The 16,019-nt window shown below is 55.8% G+C and carries 18 protein-coding genes; 2 read left to right on the forward strand and 16 right to left on the reverse strand.

What is annotated here, in order from left to right; translation table 11 throughout:
* Nucleotides 1–2 precede the first annotated feature (2 nt).
* Nucleotides 3–686: a metallophosphoesterase gene (locus tag PG062_RS06795; RefSeq protein WP_270751698.1), complete on the reverse strand. Its 684-nt coding sequence runs from the start codon at nt 684–686 to the stop codon at nt 3–5.
* A 97-nt stretch (nt 687–783) separates the two neighbouring features.
* Between PG062_RS06795 and PG062_RS06800 the strand changes: the two genes are divergently transcribed.
* Nucleotides 784–939 carry a DUF1540 domain-containing protein gene (locus PG062_RS06800; protein ID WP_114000645.1) on the forward strand — a complete coding sequence of 52 codons (156 nt, stop codon included), beginning with the start codon at nt 784–786 and terminating at the stop codon, nt 937–939.
* A gap of 85 nt (nt 940–1,024) precedes the next feature.
* Here the strand turns inward: PG062_RS06800 and thrC are convergent, their stop codons facing one another.
* From thrC to PG062_RS06870, 14 genes are all read right to left on the reverse strand, one after another.
* Nucleotides 1,025–2,473: a threonine synthase gene (thrC, locus tag PG062_RS06805; protein WP_270751699.1), complete on the reverse strand. Its 1,449-nt coding sequence runs from the start codon at nt 2,471–2,473 to the stop codon at nt 1,025–1,027.
* A gap of 132 nt (nt 2,474–2,605) precedes the next feature.
* Nucleotides 2,606–2,965, reverse strand: a complete 360-nt coding sequence (locus tag PG062_RS06810) for a YraN family protein (protein ID WP_270751700.1) — start codon at nt 2,963–2,965, stop codon at nt 2,606–2,608.
* Nucleotides 2,962–3,585: a ribonuclease HII gene (rnhB, locus tag PG062_RS06815; RefSeq protein ID WP_242979593.1), complete on the reverse strand. Its 624-nt coding sequence runs from the start codon at nt 3,583–3,585 to the stop codon at nt 2,962–2,964. Before rnhB ends, PG062_RS06810 begins: the two co-directional genes overlap by 4 nt.
* Nucleotides 3,569–4,495: a ribosome biogenesis GTPase YlqF gene (ylqF, locus tag PG062_RS06820; protein ID WP_270751701.1), complete on the reverse strand. Its 927-nt coding sequence runs from the start codon at nt 4,493–4,495 to the stop codon at nt 3,569–3,571. The genes rnhB and ylqF overlap by 17 nt, the downstream gene beginning before the upstream one ends.
* Before the next feature lie 12 nt (nt 4,496–4,507).
* Nucleotides 4,508–5,029 (reverse strand): signal peptidase I, encoded by a 522-nt coding sequence (gene lepB / locus PG062_RS06825; protein ID WP_270751848.1) that lies wholly within the window; start codon nt 5,027–5,029, stop codon nt 4,508–4,510.
* Between the two features lie 96 nt (nt 5,030–5,125).
* Nucleotides 5,126–5,467 carry a 50S ribosomal protein L19 gene (rplS, locus tag PG062_RS06830; protein ID WP_270751702.1) on the reverse strand — a complete coding sequence of 114 codons (342 nt, stop codon included), beginning with the start codon at nt 5,465–5,467 and terminating at the stop codon, nt 5,126–5,128.
* A 159-nt stretch (nt 5,468–5,626) separates the two neighbouring features.
* Entirely contained in the window at nt 5,627–6,277 is a 651-nt protein-coding gene (locus PG062_RS06835) for a TIGR03936 family radical SAM-associated protein (RefSeq protein WP_270751703.1), read from the reverse strand.
* Entirely contained in the window at nt 6,252–8,114 is a 1,863-nt protein-coding gene (locus tag PG062_RS06840; RefSeq protein WP_114000653.1) for a TIGR03960 family B12-binding radical SAM protein, read from the reverse strand. The genes PG062_RS06835 and PG062_RS06840 overlap by 26 nt, the downstream gene beginning before the upstream one ends.
* A 119-nt stretch (nt 8,115–8,233) precedes the next feature.
* Nucleotides 8,234–8,719, reverse strand: coding sequence for a zinc metalloprotease (locus tag PG062_RS06845; RefSeq protein ID WP_270751704.1), 486 nt, complete (start codon nt 8,717–8,719; stop codon nt 8,234–8,236).
* A complete protein-coding gene (locus PG062_RS06850) occupies nt 8,716–9,513 on the reverse strand; it encodes a M23 family metallopeptidase (protein ID WP_270751706.1) in 798 nt (265 codons plus the stop codon). Before PG062_RS06850 ends, PG062_RS06845 begins: the two co-directional genes overlap by 4 nt.
* A 225-nt stretch (nt 9,514–9,738) precedes the next feature.
* Nucleotides 9,739–10,119, reverse strand: coding sequence for an SRPBCC domain-containing protein (locus PG062_RS06855; RefSeq protein ID WP_114001210.1), 381 nt, complete (start codon nt 10,117–10,119; stop codon nt 9,739–9,741).
* A 111-nt stretch (nt 10,120–10,230) separates the two neighbouring features.
* On the reverse strand, nt 10,231–12,432 hold the full coding sequence (ppk1, locus tag PG062_RS06860; protein WP_270751707.1) for a polyphosphate kinase 1: 2,202 nt from the start codon (nt 12,430–12,432) through the stop codon (nt 10,231–10,233).
* A gap of 87 nt (nt 12,433–12,519) precedes the next feature.
* A complete protein-coding gene (locus PG062_RS06865) occupies nt 12,520–12,891 on the reverse strand; it encodes a ComEA family DNA-binding protein (RefSeq protein WP_270751708.1) in 372 nt (123 codons plus the stop codon).
* A 115-nt stretch (nt 12,892–13,006) separates the two neighbouring features.
* Complete coding sequence (locus PG062_RS06870) at nt 13,007–13,273, reverse strand: YlmC/YmxH family sporulation protein (protein WP_114001208.1); 267 nt, start codon at nt 13,271–13,273, stop codon at nt 13,007–13,009.
* Nucleotides 13,274–13,422: 149 nt separating this feature from the next.
* Here PG062_RS06870 and PG062_RS06875 point away from each other — a divergent pair, with 149 nt between their 5' ends.
* On the forward strand, nt 13,423–14,085 hold the full coding sequence (locus PG062_RS06875) for an HAD family hydrolase (RefSeq protein ID WP_270751709.1): 663 nt from the start codon (nt 13,423–13,425) through the stop codon (nt 14,083–14,085).
* Between the two features lie 417 nt (nt 14,086–14,502).
* Here PG062_RS06875 and PG062_RS06880 read toward each other — a convergent pair whose 3' ends face one another.
* Entirely contained in the window at nt 14,503–15,993 is a 1,491-nt protein-coding gene (locus PG062_RS06880) for a DUF1846 domain-containing protein (RefSeq protein ID WP_270751710.1), read from the reverse strand.
* Nucleotides 15,994–16,019 lie beyond the last annotated feature (26 nt).

A 16,019-nucleotide genomic window follows, 5' to 3' on the forward strand; every position in this document is an offset into this window, starting at 1 on the left:
CTTTAATCACAGATTTTATAAGGGCAAAAATGTAAACCGTCCGCCGAAACCAGCTTGTAGCGGATACCATCCACTTCGCGCTGGATAGCCCCGCGGATGGACTTTCCGTGCAGGTGGCCGTAATAACATTGCTGCACGCCAAACTCATGCAGGATATCCACCAACGGCTGTGCGCACCCGCCGGGATAAACTGGCGGGTAATGCAGAAATGCAATTTTCTGTGCGCTCCCCCCTGCCTGCAGCGACATGCGCAGGCGGCCGGCTTCGCGCGCCATGATCTTGGCATCTTGGGCGTTGGTATCGTCAAACGGCCAGCCGCGGGTACCGCACAAGGCATAATCCCCCACCATGCAGGCATTGTTATGCAGGATGTGCATGGTATCAAAACCGTTTTCTGTCAGGTAGCGCTCCATCTTGCGGGCGGTCGTCCACCAATAATCATGGTTGCCTTTCAGCAGCCATTTTTGACCCGGCAGGTTTTGGATAAATGCAAAGTCGGTTTTGGTGTCCTCCAGCTTCATGGCCCAGCTGGTATCCCCCGCCAGAATGACTGTATCCTGCGGGGAGATCAGCGTGCGCCAGTTTGCTTCCAACTTGGGCAGATAGCCTTCCCAGCCTTCAAAAACATCCATCGGCTTATCCCCGCCGAGAGAAAGGTGAAGATCACCAACCACAAAAATTGCCATATGCACCCCCGGCAGTATATTCTGGCGTATTCTGCCCATACTGATAGAGCACTCAAAAGCAAACGCTTTTGTGCCTTACCAAGAAAGGAGAAGCACCATGATGGAAGAAAACGTAATCAACGGAATTTGCTGTGATGTAGAAAACTGTGTGTACAACAACGGCTCCTGCTGCTGCACAGCGCATGAGATTCACGTGAACCACCGCGCCAACAACGGCACAGAAACAATGTGCGAAACCTTCAGCGAAGTATAACCACAGTTTACCGGCGGCTGCCGGGCTGCGTTTGCGGGCCTGGCAGTGCTTACTTAATGCGTGTAATGCACGCCCCTAATGCCGCTTATTTCAGCGCGGCATCCCGGATGGCGGCAGGCTCAATGACGGTATTGAACCGCACCGGCAGGGTGTTCAGCACGCTGAGGGAAGCCGGAACCGGGCAGCCGGTTTTGACATTCAGAGCAGCCATGGCGGCAAAGTCGCTTTCCGGGGCAGTTTCACCCAGCGCGGCCAGCACATCGCGCGGGAACTTGTACGGGCTGGCGGTGGAAAGCACCACCATAGGCGCCGCGCTGCGCACCTTCTCAGCTACGCAGAACGCAACGGCGGTGTGGGTATCGCAGAGATAATTGTCCTGCTCAAAGCGGGCATTGATCTCTGCAGCGCCAGCTGTATCATCAGCACAGCCGCAGGCAAAAGATGCCTGAATGCGGGCCAGGGTCTCGGCATCGACGGTGTACATACCGGTCTTTGCCAGGTCAGCCATCCAGCCTGCCACTTTGGCGCTGCTGCCGCTGACATGGTACAGAAGACGCTCCAGGTTGCTGGAGATCAGGATATCCATGGACGGCGAAGTCGTCTTGTAGAAGGTGCGGCGGGCATCATAGGTACCGGTCTTGATGAAGTCGGTCAGGACGTTATTCTTGTTGGAAGCGCAAACCAGCTTGCCCACAGGCAGGCCCATCTGCTTGGCATAATAACCGGCCAGGATATCGCCAAAGTTTCCGGTCGGCACGCAGAAGTCCACCGGCTTTCCCCAGGCAACATTGCCCTGCTCCACCAGGCGGAAGTAGGCATAGAAGTAGTACACGATCTGCGGCACCAGGCGACCCCAGTTGATGGAGTTTGCGCTGGACAGGCAGATATTGCGCTTTTCCAGTTCTTCAGCAACCGAAGCATCGCCAAACACGCGTTTCACGCCGGTCTGGGCATCGTCAAAGTTGCCGTTCACGGCATAGACGGATACGTTATCTCCTGCCTGGGTGGCCATCTGCAGGCGTTGGATTTCGCTGGTACCGGCATCGGGATAGAACACTTCGATCTCAATGCCCGGCAGGCCTGCATAACCAGCCAGTGCAGCCTTGCCGGTATCGCCGGAGGTTGCCACCAGAATGCGGGTCGTTTCGGTGCGGCCCAGGTTTTTTTTGGCCTGAACCAGCAGTTTGGGCATCAGCTGGAGCGCATAGTCCTTGAAGGCGCAGGTCGGGCCGTGCCACAATTCCAGCGAGTACAGGCCATCGTGAACCTTCTGGACATAACCCGCCTTACCGGCAAAGGCATCTTCATAAGTTGCAGCGGCAGCTTCACCCAGGAAAGCCGGGTCATAATCTGTCAAAAAGCCAGCCAGAACTTTCTGGGCAAGCTCCGGGTAGCTGAGGGATTTCCAATCTTCCAGCTCTGCCTTGGGGAACGCGGTGGGAACGAACAGGCCGCCGTCCGGTGCCAAACCGCGGAGAATGGCCTCCGACGAAGAAACGATGGTGTTGGGATCGCGTGTGCTTTGGAACTGCATAATCAAACCCCCTATATATTTTCATCTCTATCAAACCTTTCCGCACAGAAAGGCCTGTTTTTTCTGGCACAGCAAAAATAGGTTGCACATCCTGTTTTGCTGTATCCAAAACAGCTCAAAATAGGCCCCGCATCATTCGCTGGCAAAAGCATCCCGGATGCAGTGGACCTGCCAGCCGGAACCGGCAGGCAGAACTTCCACCACATCAAAACGGATATTGGCATCAGCATACGGGCTTTGCTGAAGATACTGGCCCGCCACGGCAATCAGACGTTGCTGTTTATAATAGTCCACCGCTTCGGCCGGGGCGGCGCGCTGGGCGCTGGTGCGGGTCTTGACCTCTGCAAATACAATGGTGTCTGCTTTATATAAGATCAAGTCCAGCTCCCCCATGCGGGTGCGGTAGTTATGGTTCAGCAGCAGGTAGCCCTGCCGGATGTAATACTTAGCGGCAACGGCTTCGCCCGTATGGCCCAAATTGGCGCGGTTCATGGCCAGTAGCCCTGCTTTTTCAAGAAGCTGCGGCGGTAAAAATCCTGAATGCCATATTGTTCAATCAGCTCATAATGGAGCTTGGTGGGATAACCTTTATGTTTGGCCAGCTGGTATTGCGGGTACTGTTTATCCAGCTCCAGCATGTACCGGTCACGGCTGACTTTGGCCAGAATGGAAGCCGCCGCAATACTGGCGCTGTTGGCGTCACCCTTGACGACAGCTTCGGCAGGCTGGGCCAGATTGGGTGGGCAGCGGTTGCCATCCACCAGAACATAGTCCGGCGTAACGGCCAAACCGGCCACCGCCTGCTCCATGCCGTCCATGGTAGCCCACAGGATGTTGCGCTCGTCAATTTCCTGCGGGGAGATAAAAACGATCTGGTAGCACAGAGCGCGGGCAATGATCTCGTCAAACAAGGCTTCGCGGCGCTTCTCGCTGAGCTTTTTGGAGTCGTTGACTCCTTCAATGGGGTCATCCGGGTTCAGAATGACGGCGGCTACGCAGACCGGCCCGCACAGGGGGCCGCGTCCAGCTTCGTCCACGCCGCAGATGTTGCCATGCTCGGCGCGCTTTGCTGCGTCAAACGTATACAACGCGGGGTTACTGCTCGTCCTCATCGGCATCATCGCCCTCCCAGTCTGTCACTTCTGCGCGCTGCGGCGGGCGTTCCAGCGAGATACGGCCCCACTTGCTGGCGCGGAATTCCCCGACCAGCATTTTGGCGGCACGCTCGGTGTCAACCTCGCCGCCGGAAATCAGCATACCGCGCTTGGCACCGATGGCCTGCAAAAGGTCATATGGCGGCAGAGCCAAAGCCTGCTCATCCAGCTTGTAGCGCTCCATCAGGCGCTGCGGATAGATGGCCCGCACGCCGGACAGCAAACCACAGGCAAGCTCCTCGATATCCAGGATATCATCTTTGATGGAACCGATGAACGCCAGATTGGTGGCGGTTTCCAGACTGTCAAACTTTTTCCAAAGCACGCCAGGCATGTCCATCAGGTCGTAATCATCCACGGTGATCCACTGTTTGCCGCGGGTAACGCCGGGTTTGTTGGCCGCTTTGGCGCGGGCAGCACCGGCAAAGGAATTGATGAAGGTGGATTTGCCCACATTGGGAATGCCCACCACCATCACACGGATGCGGGCACCGATCATGCCTTTTTTGCGGCGGCGCTCCATCAGGGCGGAAAGTTCTTTTTCAATGGGGCCTTTGACTGCACCTGCCTTGCCGCTTTGTTTGGAGTTCATGGGCAGGCAGCCAGCCCCGGCGCTTTTGAAGTAAGCCAGCCACTGGGCAGTGATATCCGGGTCCGCCAGGTCGGCTTTATTCATAATATACAGGTGCGGCTTGCCGGAGGTGATGCGTTCAATTTCCGGGTTCAGGCTGGAAAGCGGGATGCGCGCATCCAGAATTTGTAAAACACAATCCACGTTGCGGATCTCGGTTTCCATCAGGCGCAGGGTTTTGGCCATATGGCCGGGGAACCATTGGATCGCGCGGCGGTTGATGATATCTTCGCTCATCTGCTTCTCCTGTCAATATTTTTGAATGGTTTTGCCCATCACATCCCGGATATCCACAAAGCCGATATCGGAACGGCGGCTGTCCAAAGAATTGTTGCGGTTATCCCCCATCACAAAGATGGTGCCTTCCGGCACGGTGACGGGGAACGTCATATCCAGGCGGGTGTAGGTCGGTTCCGCGGTATAGGGTTCGTCGAGTGCTTCGCCGTTGCGGTACACGGTGCCGGTGGTAAAATCAATGTCGATCGTATCACCTGCCACGCCGATGACGCGTTTGATAAGCGTTTGGCCGTGCGGGGTGTAGGCGTCGATCACGACGATATCCCCATGGCTGGGCTGGTATGGCAGACTATTGATGATCAGCAGCTGCTGATCATGCAGGGTGGGGTCCATGGAATGCCCGTCCACACGGATGGCCCGTGCGGCAAAGGTGAACACAAGAGAAAGCACAGCAACCGCCAGAATGATGGAATCCAGCCATTCCAGCAGGTTTTTGTTCTTTTTGCAGCGCTCTGTTACAGCGGCACTTGCCATAGTCAATCAAGCCCCCCTTGCCTGGCATAGAAATTGATAAAACAAAAAGGGAAGAACGCCAACCGTCCTCCCCTTTTGCTGCATATTGGCCGATAATCAGACGCGAGCCTTGACCTTGGCGGCCTTGCCGGTGCGGCTGCGCAGATAGAACAGCTTTGCACGGCGAACCTTACCGCGGCGAACAACCTCAACGTTCTCGACGAACGGGCTGTTGACCGGGAACACACGCTCAACGCCAACACCATAAGAGGTGCGGCGGACGGTGAAGGTCTCCGCGATGCCGCCATGCTTCTTAGCAATAACGGTACCTTCGAAAGCCTGGATACGCTCCTTGTCGCCTTCCTTGATGCGGACGGACACGCGGACGGTATCGCCGACTTCAAACTTGGGCTGGTTCTCTTTGATCATGCCCTCGGTCATTTTCTGCATTGCGTTCATTGATGAATTCCTCCATTGTTTTGCGACGTTCATACCCGCTTACAGCGGCAGAGGACCGCCTGTATAATGATGTGTCATTACCCCGCCGATGGCTCGGCGGCACTAACGCTTAAGTATAATAACATACCCTGGCAGATTTTGCAAGGGCTTTTCGGAAAATTAACAAAATTCTTCGTTGTTTTTTGTGTAAAGCTTCGTGCGCAACACGCTGCACAGCCAGGGCGGGATGTTGTACTGCTGCTGCAAATAGCCCAGCAGCAAAGCGGGGTTATAGTTCGGTGCTTCGCCGGAGCCGCAGGGCAGCACCAGGTTAAACTGCAGCTGCCCCCCTGCCTGTTCATATTCAACATGCGGGATAATGGTTTTCAGGTCCAGCTCTTTCTGGCCGCGCTTGGTCTTTTTGACCACCATGGCGTTTTCGGCTGCATTGTAAGCATCCAGCGCAGCGGCGGCGCTGGCGGGCAGAGTGACAAGATAAGAAGCATGGTCGATCTCCGCTACCTTATTCTGCGCCTGCTGGGCACTGAGCACCTTGATACCGCGCGGCATGTAGGGCTGCAAAACATCGCACCAGGTATCCAGCTGGGGGTCCTCAGCTTCGGTTTTTACCTCGCAGCACTCACACAGGCTTTCCTGCCCCAAAGACAGCGGGCACGCAAAGGAAAGATAGATATGCGGGTTAAAGCCCTGGGTGTAATACACCGGCAGACCGCTGCGCTTTAAGATGCGATGGAACACGCGCTGCAGGTCCAGCAGCGAGATATAGGCAGCTTCGCCCGTTTTTTCAAAGCGAATTCTTACTGTAATCAAAGCAGGGTCCTCCCAGCAGTTTATTGGCACCGCAGGCCGAGCACTGGCGATTGCAGGGCTGTGTGGTCTGCGCCTGCAGGGCCTTTTGGTATTCCCGCACCAGGTGGGCATGGGTCACACCCACATCCAGGTGCGACCACGGGGTTACTTCATCCAAGCCCAAGGCGCGGTAGTTATAAAAATCGGGGTCCAGGCCGCAGGCAGCAAATGCTTCCAACCAGCGGTCATAGCTGAAGAACTCCTCCCAGGTATCAAAGAATGCGCCGTTGTGATAGGCAGTTTCGATCACGCGGCCCATGCGGCGGTCACCCTTAGCGAACACACCCTCCAGCACGCTGGTGGCGCTGTCGTGATAGTTGACCTTGATTTTGCGCGAGTGCACACAGCTGAGCAGGTACTTCTGCTTTTCGCGCAGGGTTTCGCGGCGATCCTGGGCGCAGAACTGGAACGGGGTATCCGGCTTGGGCACAAAGCAGGCCACGCTGATGGTAACCTGGACGCCCTTGCCTTTGGGGTGCTCCATGCTGTAATACAGGTCCACTACCTGCTGGGCGGTATCGGCAATGCCTTTGATGTCTTCCAGTGTTTCGGTGGGCAGGCCCATCATAAAGTAGAGCTTGACGGAGGTGTAGCCTTCCGCGAAGGCAATGCGGCAGCCGCGCTCGATCTGGTCCCAGGTAACGTTTTTGTTGATGACATCGCGCAGGCGCTGGGTGCCGGCCTCCGCCGCAAAGGTCAAGCCGCTTTTGCGCACCTTAGTGGTTTTTTCCACCAGAGACTGCGAGAAGTTGTCCACACGCAGAGACGGCAGCGACAGGCTGACATGGTCGGTCTCCGCCCAGGAATTCAGCTCGTCCAGGATATCCTCCAGACGGGAATGGTCGGAGGTGGACAGGCTGGAAAGGCTCAGTTCATCGTACCCGGTGTTGCGGCACAGCACACGGGCGCTTTCGCTGATGAGCTTGGGCGAGCGCTCGCGGAACGGGCGGTACAGCTGGCCTGCCTGGCAGAACCGGCAACCGCGCACACAGCCGCGCAGAACTTCCACACAGGCACGGTCCTGCACAGCACCCACCATGGGCACAACAAAATTTTCCGGCGGAACAAAGCTGTCCATGTCCTTCACAATGGCCTTGGTCACACGTTCCGGCACACCGGGGCGGTTAGGCTTGATGCTTTCCACCCGGCCATCCGGCAGGTAGGTTACATCATAGAAGGACGGCACATACACGCCGGGAATTTTTGAAAGTTCAAACAGCAGCTGGTCCTTGTTCCAGCCAGCCTTTTTACCTGCTTCCACGGTGGCGCAGATGTCCTGCAGCATCTGTTCGCCTTCGCCCAGCTGCATGATATCAAAGAAATCCGCCATCGGTTCGGCGTTGCAGACGCAGGGGCCGCCGGAAATGATCAGCGGCCAGCGCTCGTCACGATCCGCAGCGCGCAGCGGAATACCTGCCAGATCCAGCATGGCAAGGATATTGGTATAGCAAAGCTCGTATTCCAAGGAGAAGCCAACGATATCGAAATCCGTCAGCGGGTCCTTGCTTTCCAGGCAGTAGAGCGGAATATGCAGGCGCTCCATCTGCTCTTTCATGTCCACCCAGGGCATAAAGGCTCGCTCGCACCACCAGTTTTCGTGGCGGTTGAGCAGCTCGTACAGGATTTTTTCGCCCAAAAAGGACATGCCGATCTCATAGGTATCAGGGAAGCAGAACGCCATGCGCACGTCAACGTTTGCTTTATCTTTATAGGTGCAGCCCGGTTCACCGCCGGTATAACGGCCCGGCTTTTGAACCAGACTGAGCGCTTCTTTCAACTTAGGGGAAAATTCGGCCATGTTGCCACCCTTCCATACCCTGCAGCACAGGTGTTGACCGCAGGCAGTTATTGTTCATTTATTGCTTTACACAACTTTTCTATTTTATATGATAGCCCAAAACAGCGCAAAATGCAACCTCAATTCACGCAGGAATGCTTCTGGGTTTGGATCTTGGAATGAAACAGGATGCCCAGGTTGGAGTTGATCTGCCAGCCATCCAGCCCATGGATCGGCAGCAGGTTGAATGCCCCCAGAAGCAGATTGGCCGCGATGAAATAACACAGGCGGTAACTGGCGGGATGGCCCAGCAACCAGGCAATGCCCCCTGCCGCCAGCACCAGATTGACCGCTGGCCCCGCAGCGGCAAGAATGATAAACTGCTTTGGCGTCAGCACCACCCCACGCAGGGAAAGACAGAAACCGGTTGGACAGATAATAAGCGTTGGGGGCAAACGGGTCAGCAGTACCCACACCAGCAGGTGGCCGCATTCATGCAGGCAGGAGCACAGAAGCCCTAGGCGGACAATGCCGGTGTGGTCAACGGCCAGCGCCAAAGCGAGGAGAAAGAGTGTCCAGACCGGGTGCGCGATACGGACGGCTAAAATGTGGTGCGGCTGCTTCATGGTTCCGCCTGGAGACCCGCTTTGGCAAGGGCCCGGGTTGGGTCATACCGCACACCGGCGTGCAAAAGCTCAAAGTGCAGGTGCGGGCCGGTGGCGTTGCCGGTCTGCCCCACGGTGCCCAGGCACTGCCCCGCCTGAATCTGCTGACCCTGGCGGACAAACAGGTATTGCAGATGGGCATAGATCGTTTCATCCCCGCCGGGGTGCAGCAGACGGACATAATTGCCATAGCTCGCATGATTCCGGGCTATGCGCACCACCCCGCTTGCGGCAGCATAAACCGGTGTACCCTGCACAGCGGAAAGATCCGCACCGGTATGGAACTCCTGCGTTTTGCCCTGCACGGGATCAATGCGGGTTCCGTAAGCGGAGGTTTCAACAGCAGGTTTGCCCGGCAGAGGATATTGGAGCATAACCCCCGGCAGATACGCTTCGGCGCTGGCCAGCGGCTGGCCGTGGGCAGTGCCGGTGCGGGCCGCGGTTTCCGGCGTTTGGGCGGCGACTTGCCGCAGCACCCCGCGCAACTCGGCAAAAGTTTCCTGTGTAAAGCGCACGACATTGCGGGAGCCATCCGTGTTCCAGAAATCGGGGCCGGGCTGGGCCAGCGCATAGCGGTAATCGGTGCGCAGCGTGCTGTACAGCGGCAGTTCCAGCGCGCGGGCAGCGAATACCCCAGCAGCAATCAGCACGCACAGGATGATCTGTGCCCACAGCAGCGTATCATATTCGCCGGGCTCCGCCGCAGCGGGTGGCGCGGGTGGTGTATCAGTATGTTTGGCGGCATTCTCCCACATAGGCAGTCCCCTTTCTTTGCATTGCGGCATATTTTGTATATATGCAGCGGGGGCGGGTGGGTATGCAAGAAAGTGGGGCGCTGCATCACAAGTACCGTGCAAAGTTCTGCGGACAGACTTCCCGAAAAAGCAGCTTCCAGTATAGAAAAACGGAGCACCACAATGCAGTGCCCCGCTTTATCTGTTTTATCAATTTACCAAAGATGTTGTGAATCTGATTCTGGTTTAGTCACCCAGTACTTTGCGCAAGGTTTCCAGATACTCTTCCAGCTTTTTCTGCGGCTTGGCGAACAGACCAAGACCTTCCACATCCAGCGTGCATTCCAGGCTGGTGGAATCGGCGCTGCCCAGCAGGATGGCGGTAAAAGCGCCGCGGATCTTGCCGCGGGTAAAAGTGCAGCTGATACGGCGGGGCTTATCCAGCTTGTCAAAGTGGATATCCGTGGTAGTGCCGTCCTTGTTTTTCTCAACAATGTGCATGCCTTCCAGGTCAACCTCCGCCGAAGCAACAGTCGGGTTCCAGCTGTTCAGGGTGGGGTTGGTCATGTACAGCCATACTTTGTTGGGAGCGCAGCCATAGGTTGCTGTTACAACACAGGTTTTCATACGTTTATGTTCTCCTTAACCGTTTTACTTTTGGCGGTTCCATATCATTCCGGGGCTGATGCGGTATCTCTGCCGTCAGGCGGGAATGGTGCAGAACAGCCTTTGCGGGGGTTACTTTTTGTGGCCAAACAGGCTGTCAAGAAAACCGCGGAAGCGCTTATTCTCCGGTTTGTGGGGATGGGGCGTGGGGTGCTTGGGCTTTTGAACCGGTTTGGCGGCAGCCTTTCTGGTGGGTGCGGCGGGGTGTGCGGTTTCAAAGCCGTGCTGGAAGTAGCCATACATTGCCATCTGGCTGTCCACCGGCGGCTCGCCCTGCTTGGGCTTTACGCGGGTATATATGCCATCAGGCTGCATCTCCCGTGCATTGACGGTATCCCGCAGCTGTAGGTCGAGGATGCCGCGCAGCTTTTTGGCAATCTCACGATCATCCACCCGCACGCCGACTTCGACACGACGCTCGGTGTTGCGGGTCAGGAAGTCGCCGGAGGCGATATAGATGGTCATGTCTTCGCCTTCACCGAAGCAATAAATGCGGGAATGTTCCAGATAGCGGCCAACGATGCTGCGGATGTGGACGTTCTCGGTCTTTCCAGGCACCCCTGCTTTGATGCAGCAGATGCCGCGCACGATCATATCCACCCGCACACCGGCGCAACTGGCCTCGCTGATCTTGTTGATGATCTGCGGGTCATTGATGGAGTTGTTTTTCAAAATCATGGATGCCGGAAGCCCGCGGCGGGCGCGGTCAATCTGGCGGTCCATCTGTTCCAGCAGAACGCTCTTGAAGCGCAGCGGTGCCACCAGCATGGTATCGGCCTCACTGGTCAGGCGCTGCAAAGCCATATTGTTGAACACTGCGCTGGCTTCCTCGCCGATTTCCTGCCGGGTGGTGATGAAGGAAAGGTCAGTGTACAGCTCGCTGGTTTTTTCGTTATAGTTACCTGTGCCAATCTGGGTCAGGTAGTGGTATTTGCCGTTCACCTTGCTGGTGATCAGGGTCAGCTTGGAATGGACTTTGTAATCATCAAAGCCATAGAACACCGTGCAGCCAGCTTCTTCCAGCTGTTTGGACCAGTCGATGTTGTTCTGCTCGTCAAAGCGGGCGCGCAGCTCCACCATGGCGGTAACTTCCTTGCCGTTTTCCGCTGCATTGATCAGCGCCTGCACGATCTGGGAATCGCTTGCCATGCGGTACAGGGTCATTTTGATGCTGACAACATCCGGGTCGGAACCTGCTTTCATCAGCATGCGGATGAACGGGCGGATGCTCTGGTACGGGTAAGAGAGCAGAACGTCATGTTTGTGGGCTTCGGCATACAGATCATAATCCGCGGGGGCCTGAATCGGGCGGGCTGGCGGATAGGAAAAAGCGGGGTTGCTGTCTGCCGAAACGCGGCTGGCCAGGCGGAACAAAAGCCCGGGGTCCAGCGGCGAAGTTTGGGTATAGCAGCGGTCCGCCGGGACCACCAGCTTGTCCCGCAGGAACTTGACGATCTCCTGCGGAGCGCTGGGCCAGAATTGCAGGCGCACAGCGGCCAGCTTGCGGCGCTTTTTCAGCAGCTCGCTCATCACATCGCGGAAGTCGATATCATGGTCCATCATGCCCTCGTCCACCGTGATATCCGCATTGCGGGTCACGCGGAACAGACAGGCGTTCTGCAGCGTGCTTTTATTAAAGATGCCGGCGGCGTAATGGGCGATCAGCTCATCCGCAAAGGCAAAGCTTGTGGTGCCGTCTGGATTTTTGATAAACAGCAGCTGCTCAAACTGGCCGCTGAGGGGGATAATGCCGTAATATACACCGTCACTCTTGCTGTTGAGCTGGGCGGCATAATAAATTTCTTTATTGCGCAGGAACGGGAACGGGTGGCGTTGGTCCACCACCTGCGGGCTCAGGATGGGCAGGATTTCAGAGGTGAAATATGCTTTCCAGTAGTGCTCCTGCTGCTTGTCCAGGTGGTCAAAATCGACCTTGATGTACTTGTTCTCTTTCAAGGCGGAAAGTAAGTGCTGATAGTATTTATCACACTTTGCCTGCAGCTCCGCTACGCGCGGGGTGATGGCGGCGATCTGTTCCGATGGCGTCATATGGGTGACGATATCCAGCTTATTGTTTTTCAGCAACGTCTGGTCATACAGCGAGCCAACACGCACCATAAAAAACTCATCCATATTGCTGCCGAAAATGGCGGCAAATTTGATGCGCTCTGCCAGGGGAACGCTTTTTTCTTTGGCAAGGGCCAGCACGCGGCTGTCAAAATCCAGCCAGCTGAGTTCCCGGTTGATAAAAATGCTCTCCGACGGGTTTTCCAAAACAGGTTCCTCCTTACGGATGTTCAGTGGTGTTGAGCGAGGCTAAAATCAGTTTTTATTTTCTAGCTCCACCATCGGGCAGCGGGGTCAGCCGCCAACGGTAATATCACTTCCCCACTGCTGCACCATGCGCTGGGATATTCCCTTCACGCGGGTCAGGTCTTCCGGCGCTGCATAGGGGCCGTTTGCCGCGCGGTCCGCCAGAATGGCTTCCGCTTTTGCCTGCCCAATGCCAGGCAGCCGCATCAGCTCTTCGGCCGAAGCGGTATTGATGTTGACTGGCCCCTGTTCTTCCCGCGTGGGTTCCGGTGCAGGTTCAGCCTGCGCCGGCAAAACAGGCGGCTGATAGGCAGCCGGGGCATAACCAAACTGCCAGACAGGAGCGATCCAGAATAGCGCACCAAATACGATCAGCGCAAGGGCGGCAGCACCGGCCAGCAGGGTTTGCTTTTCGTTCATCTGCATGGCGGGCTCCCCTTTCCTTGGGTGGCAGTATCTGGAAGTTACTCTTTCAAAATATTATAGCACAGTCTTACAAAATGTTCACCCCTGTCAAGAAGATTTTTCAGTGATTTTACATCCAGCCTTTTCTGATGTGATTTGCGTGCGGGGGCGGCACTTCGGCATCCACCATGATAACATCTGTCCCTATGGTTTTGACAGCGGCCCAGGGAATGAACAAATCATCGTCCCGCCCCAGCAGGCCGAACATTCGGGCGCGGCCGTGCAGGACCACCTGGGTGATCTGGCCATCCTCAAAGGCAAGGTCATCAATGCGGCCAAGGTTCTCCCCTGTTTTCAGCTGAATCACATCTTTCTCGCTCAAGTCACGCAGTGTCATGCCACCACCCCTTTTCCCATTTTGCACCTATTACAGATTATGCTGTAAATAATTTATTTGTGCTTTGGGGCAATTATGTGTATAATAAGGGATAATACAAACTGCTATGCAGGTATGATGTAAGCCAAAACCGGAGGGATAAACCGTTTATGTATAAAAACATCATTTTTGATCTGGGCGGCGTTGTGGTGGATTTTAAGCCGCGGGATTTTTTGATGGATCATTTTTTGAACAAGAGCGCCGAGGATGAAGTGTTTGATTTGACCTTTGGCAGCAAAGAATGGGAAGAGCTGGACCGCGGGGTCATCAGCCGCGGCACTGCCAACCGCCTGATGCTGGAAAACGCTGCTGAGCGCGGCCGTACCTTTGAGGTGCAGGCTGTCATTGATGAATGGCAGAGCATCCTGCACACCAACAAGCGCACGGTAAAAACGATGTGCAAGCTGAAGCTGGCGGGCTACCGGCTGTATTACCTTTCCAACATTCCGCAGGACGTGATTGACGAAATCCGCCAGCGGGACTTTTTCCCGCTGTTTGACGGCGGCATTGCCTCGTGCGAAGTACACCTGAGCAAACCCGACCCGAAAATTTTTGGCTTGATGATGCAAAAATACGGCCTTGCCTATGACGAAACCATTTTTGTGGATGATACCAAGGTGAACGCCCAGGCAGCCTATAACCTGGGGATCACGGGTATTTTGTATAAGGGGCCAAAGTCTTTCCAGCGTGCGCTGGGGCTGTGCGGGGTCAAGATGGAGGCCGACAACAAGCGGCAGGCGGCACCGGAAGCACCAACGGAAAATCGAGGCTGACAAAACCATACTAGGGTGTATCTGAAAAGTCAAAAATATCGTCTATTTCTTTGTTTTCAGATACACCTTAGGGCAATACCGCATAATTCTAAGTGCCGATACGGCGAGCGAGGTGCGGCAGATGTCAAGCCAAAAGCGCAGATAATACTGGATGCTGCAAAGGTGAGCGCCGCCAGTGGCGGAAACAGCGAACCGAAGCAGGGGCAGCGGTCGCAGAGTGCGAGGGGCTTTTGCCCCCGAAGCACGATGCGGGTACCGCAACCCGACATTATCGAGCATTTTGGCAACGCAGATGCCGTGCCGCAGCTGCCGGAGCGGTGCTTAAGCCGCAAGGCGGGAATTATGCGGTGTTGCCTTAGATAACGCAAAAGGCCGAACGGAAGGAGAACCGTTCGGCCTTTTGAATTATGATCGGGGTTATATCTTATGGTACTTGCGACCGGTTTCTTCGTAAACAGGGTCACAGGTCAGGTTCATGCCAAGCTTTTTTAGGGTATCGGCGTCCACGCTGGACAGGATGACAGTGGAATGGACATCGCAGCCTTTGAGCATGGGCAGCTGGTGCATGGCGGCAGCTGCTGCGGCATTTTCAGTAACCGAGCTGGAAAGCGCGATGAGAATTTCATCCGTGTGCAGGCGGGGGTTGCGGCTGCCGAGATACTGGGTTTTTAGGGTCTGGATTGGCTCGATCGCATGGGCGGAAACCAGATTCAGCTCCTGATCAATCCCGGCAAGGCGCTTGAGTGCATTGAGCAACGCAGAGGCGGCAGCGCCCAGCAGCGGGCCGGTTTTGCCGGTTACAATAGTGCCATCCGGCAGTTCGATTGCCGCAGCAGGGCGGCCGCCGGTTTTATCGGAACAGGCGTGGGCCTGCTGTTCCACGGCGCGCATGCCGACGCTGACGCCCGCCTGGTTCAGCAGCAGTTCCAGCTTGTAGCGGTCATCCTTGACGATACCGCCGGTTTTCTGGTCGCACAGGCACTTGAAGTAGCGGCGGATAATTTCCTTGCGGGAAGCCTCCTGGCAGACTTCATCGTCAATGATGCAGTTGCCTGCCATATTAACGCCCATGTCGGTGGGCGAATGGTAAGGGCTTTTGCCCGCAATCAGCTCAAACATGGCATTGACAACGGGGAAAATTTCGATATCGCGGTTATAGTTGACCGCTGTTTTGCCGTATGCTTCCAGATGGAACGGGTCAATCATGTTGACATCATTCAGGTCGGCGGTAGCAGCTTCGTAAGCAAGGTTGACTGGGTGCTTGAGGGGAATGTTCCAGATGGGGAATGTTTCAAATTTGGCGTAGCCAGCCTTGATGCCGCGCTTGTATTCATGGTACAGCTGGGACAGGCAGACGGCCATTTTGCCGCTGCCGGGGCCGGGAGCCGTGATAACGACCAGTGGGCGCTCGGTTTCGATGTAATCATTTTTGCCGTAACCGTCATCGCTCACAATGCGAGTCACATCGTTGGGGTAGCCAGCAATTTTGTAATGGCGGAAGGTACGGATGTTCAGCTCATTCAGGCGGCGCTCAAAAGCTTCCACTTCCGGCGCAGCGGTATACATGGTGATGCACACGCTGCCAACAAACAGACCCATGCCCTGGAACGCGTCAATCAGGCGCAGAACGTCCTGGTCATAGGTGATGCCGTAATCGCCGCGCATTTTGTTGCTGATGATGTCCTCGGCGCTGATCACAACCACGATTTCGGCCTGGGCTTTCAGCTGCAGCAGCATTTGAAGTTTGGAATCCGGCTGGAAGCCCGGCAGCACGCGGGAAGCATGATAGTCATCAAACAGCTTGCCGCCAAATTCCAGGTAGAGCTTGTTATCAAACTGGCTGATGCGCTCCCGGATATGGGCAGACTGCATGGCCAGGTACTTATTGTTATCAAATCCTATTTTCATCGGTATCCCTTTTTCCTGCTGTTTGG

It is taken from the genome of Gemmiger qucibialis (assembly GCF_027689445.1).
GTDB lineage: Bacteria > Bacillota > Clostridia > Oscillospirales > Ruminococcaceae > Gemmiger > Gemmiger qucibialis.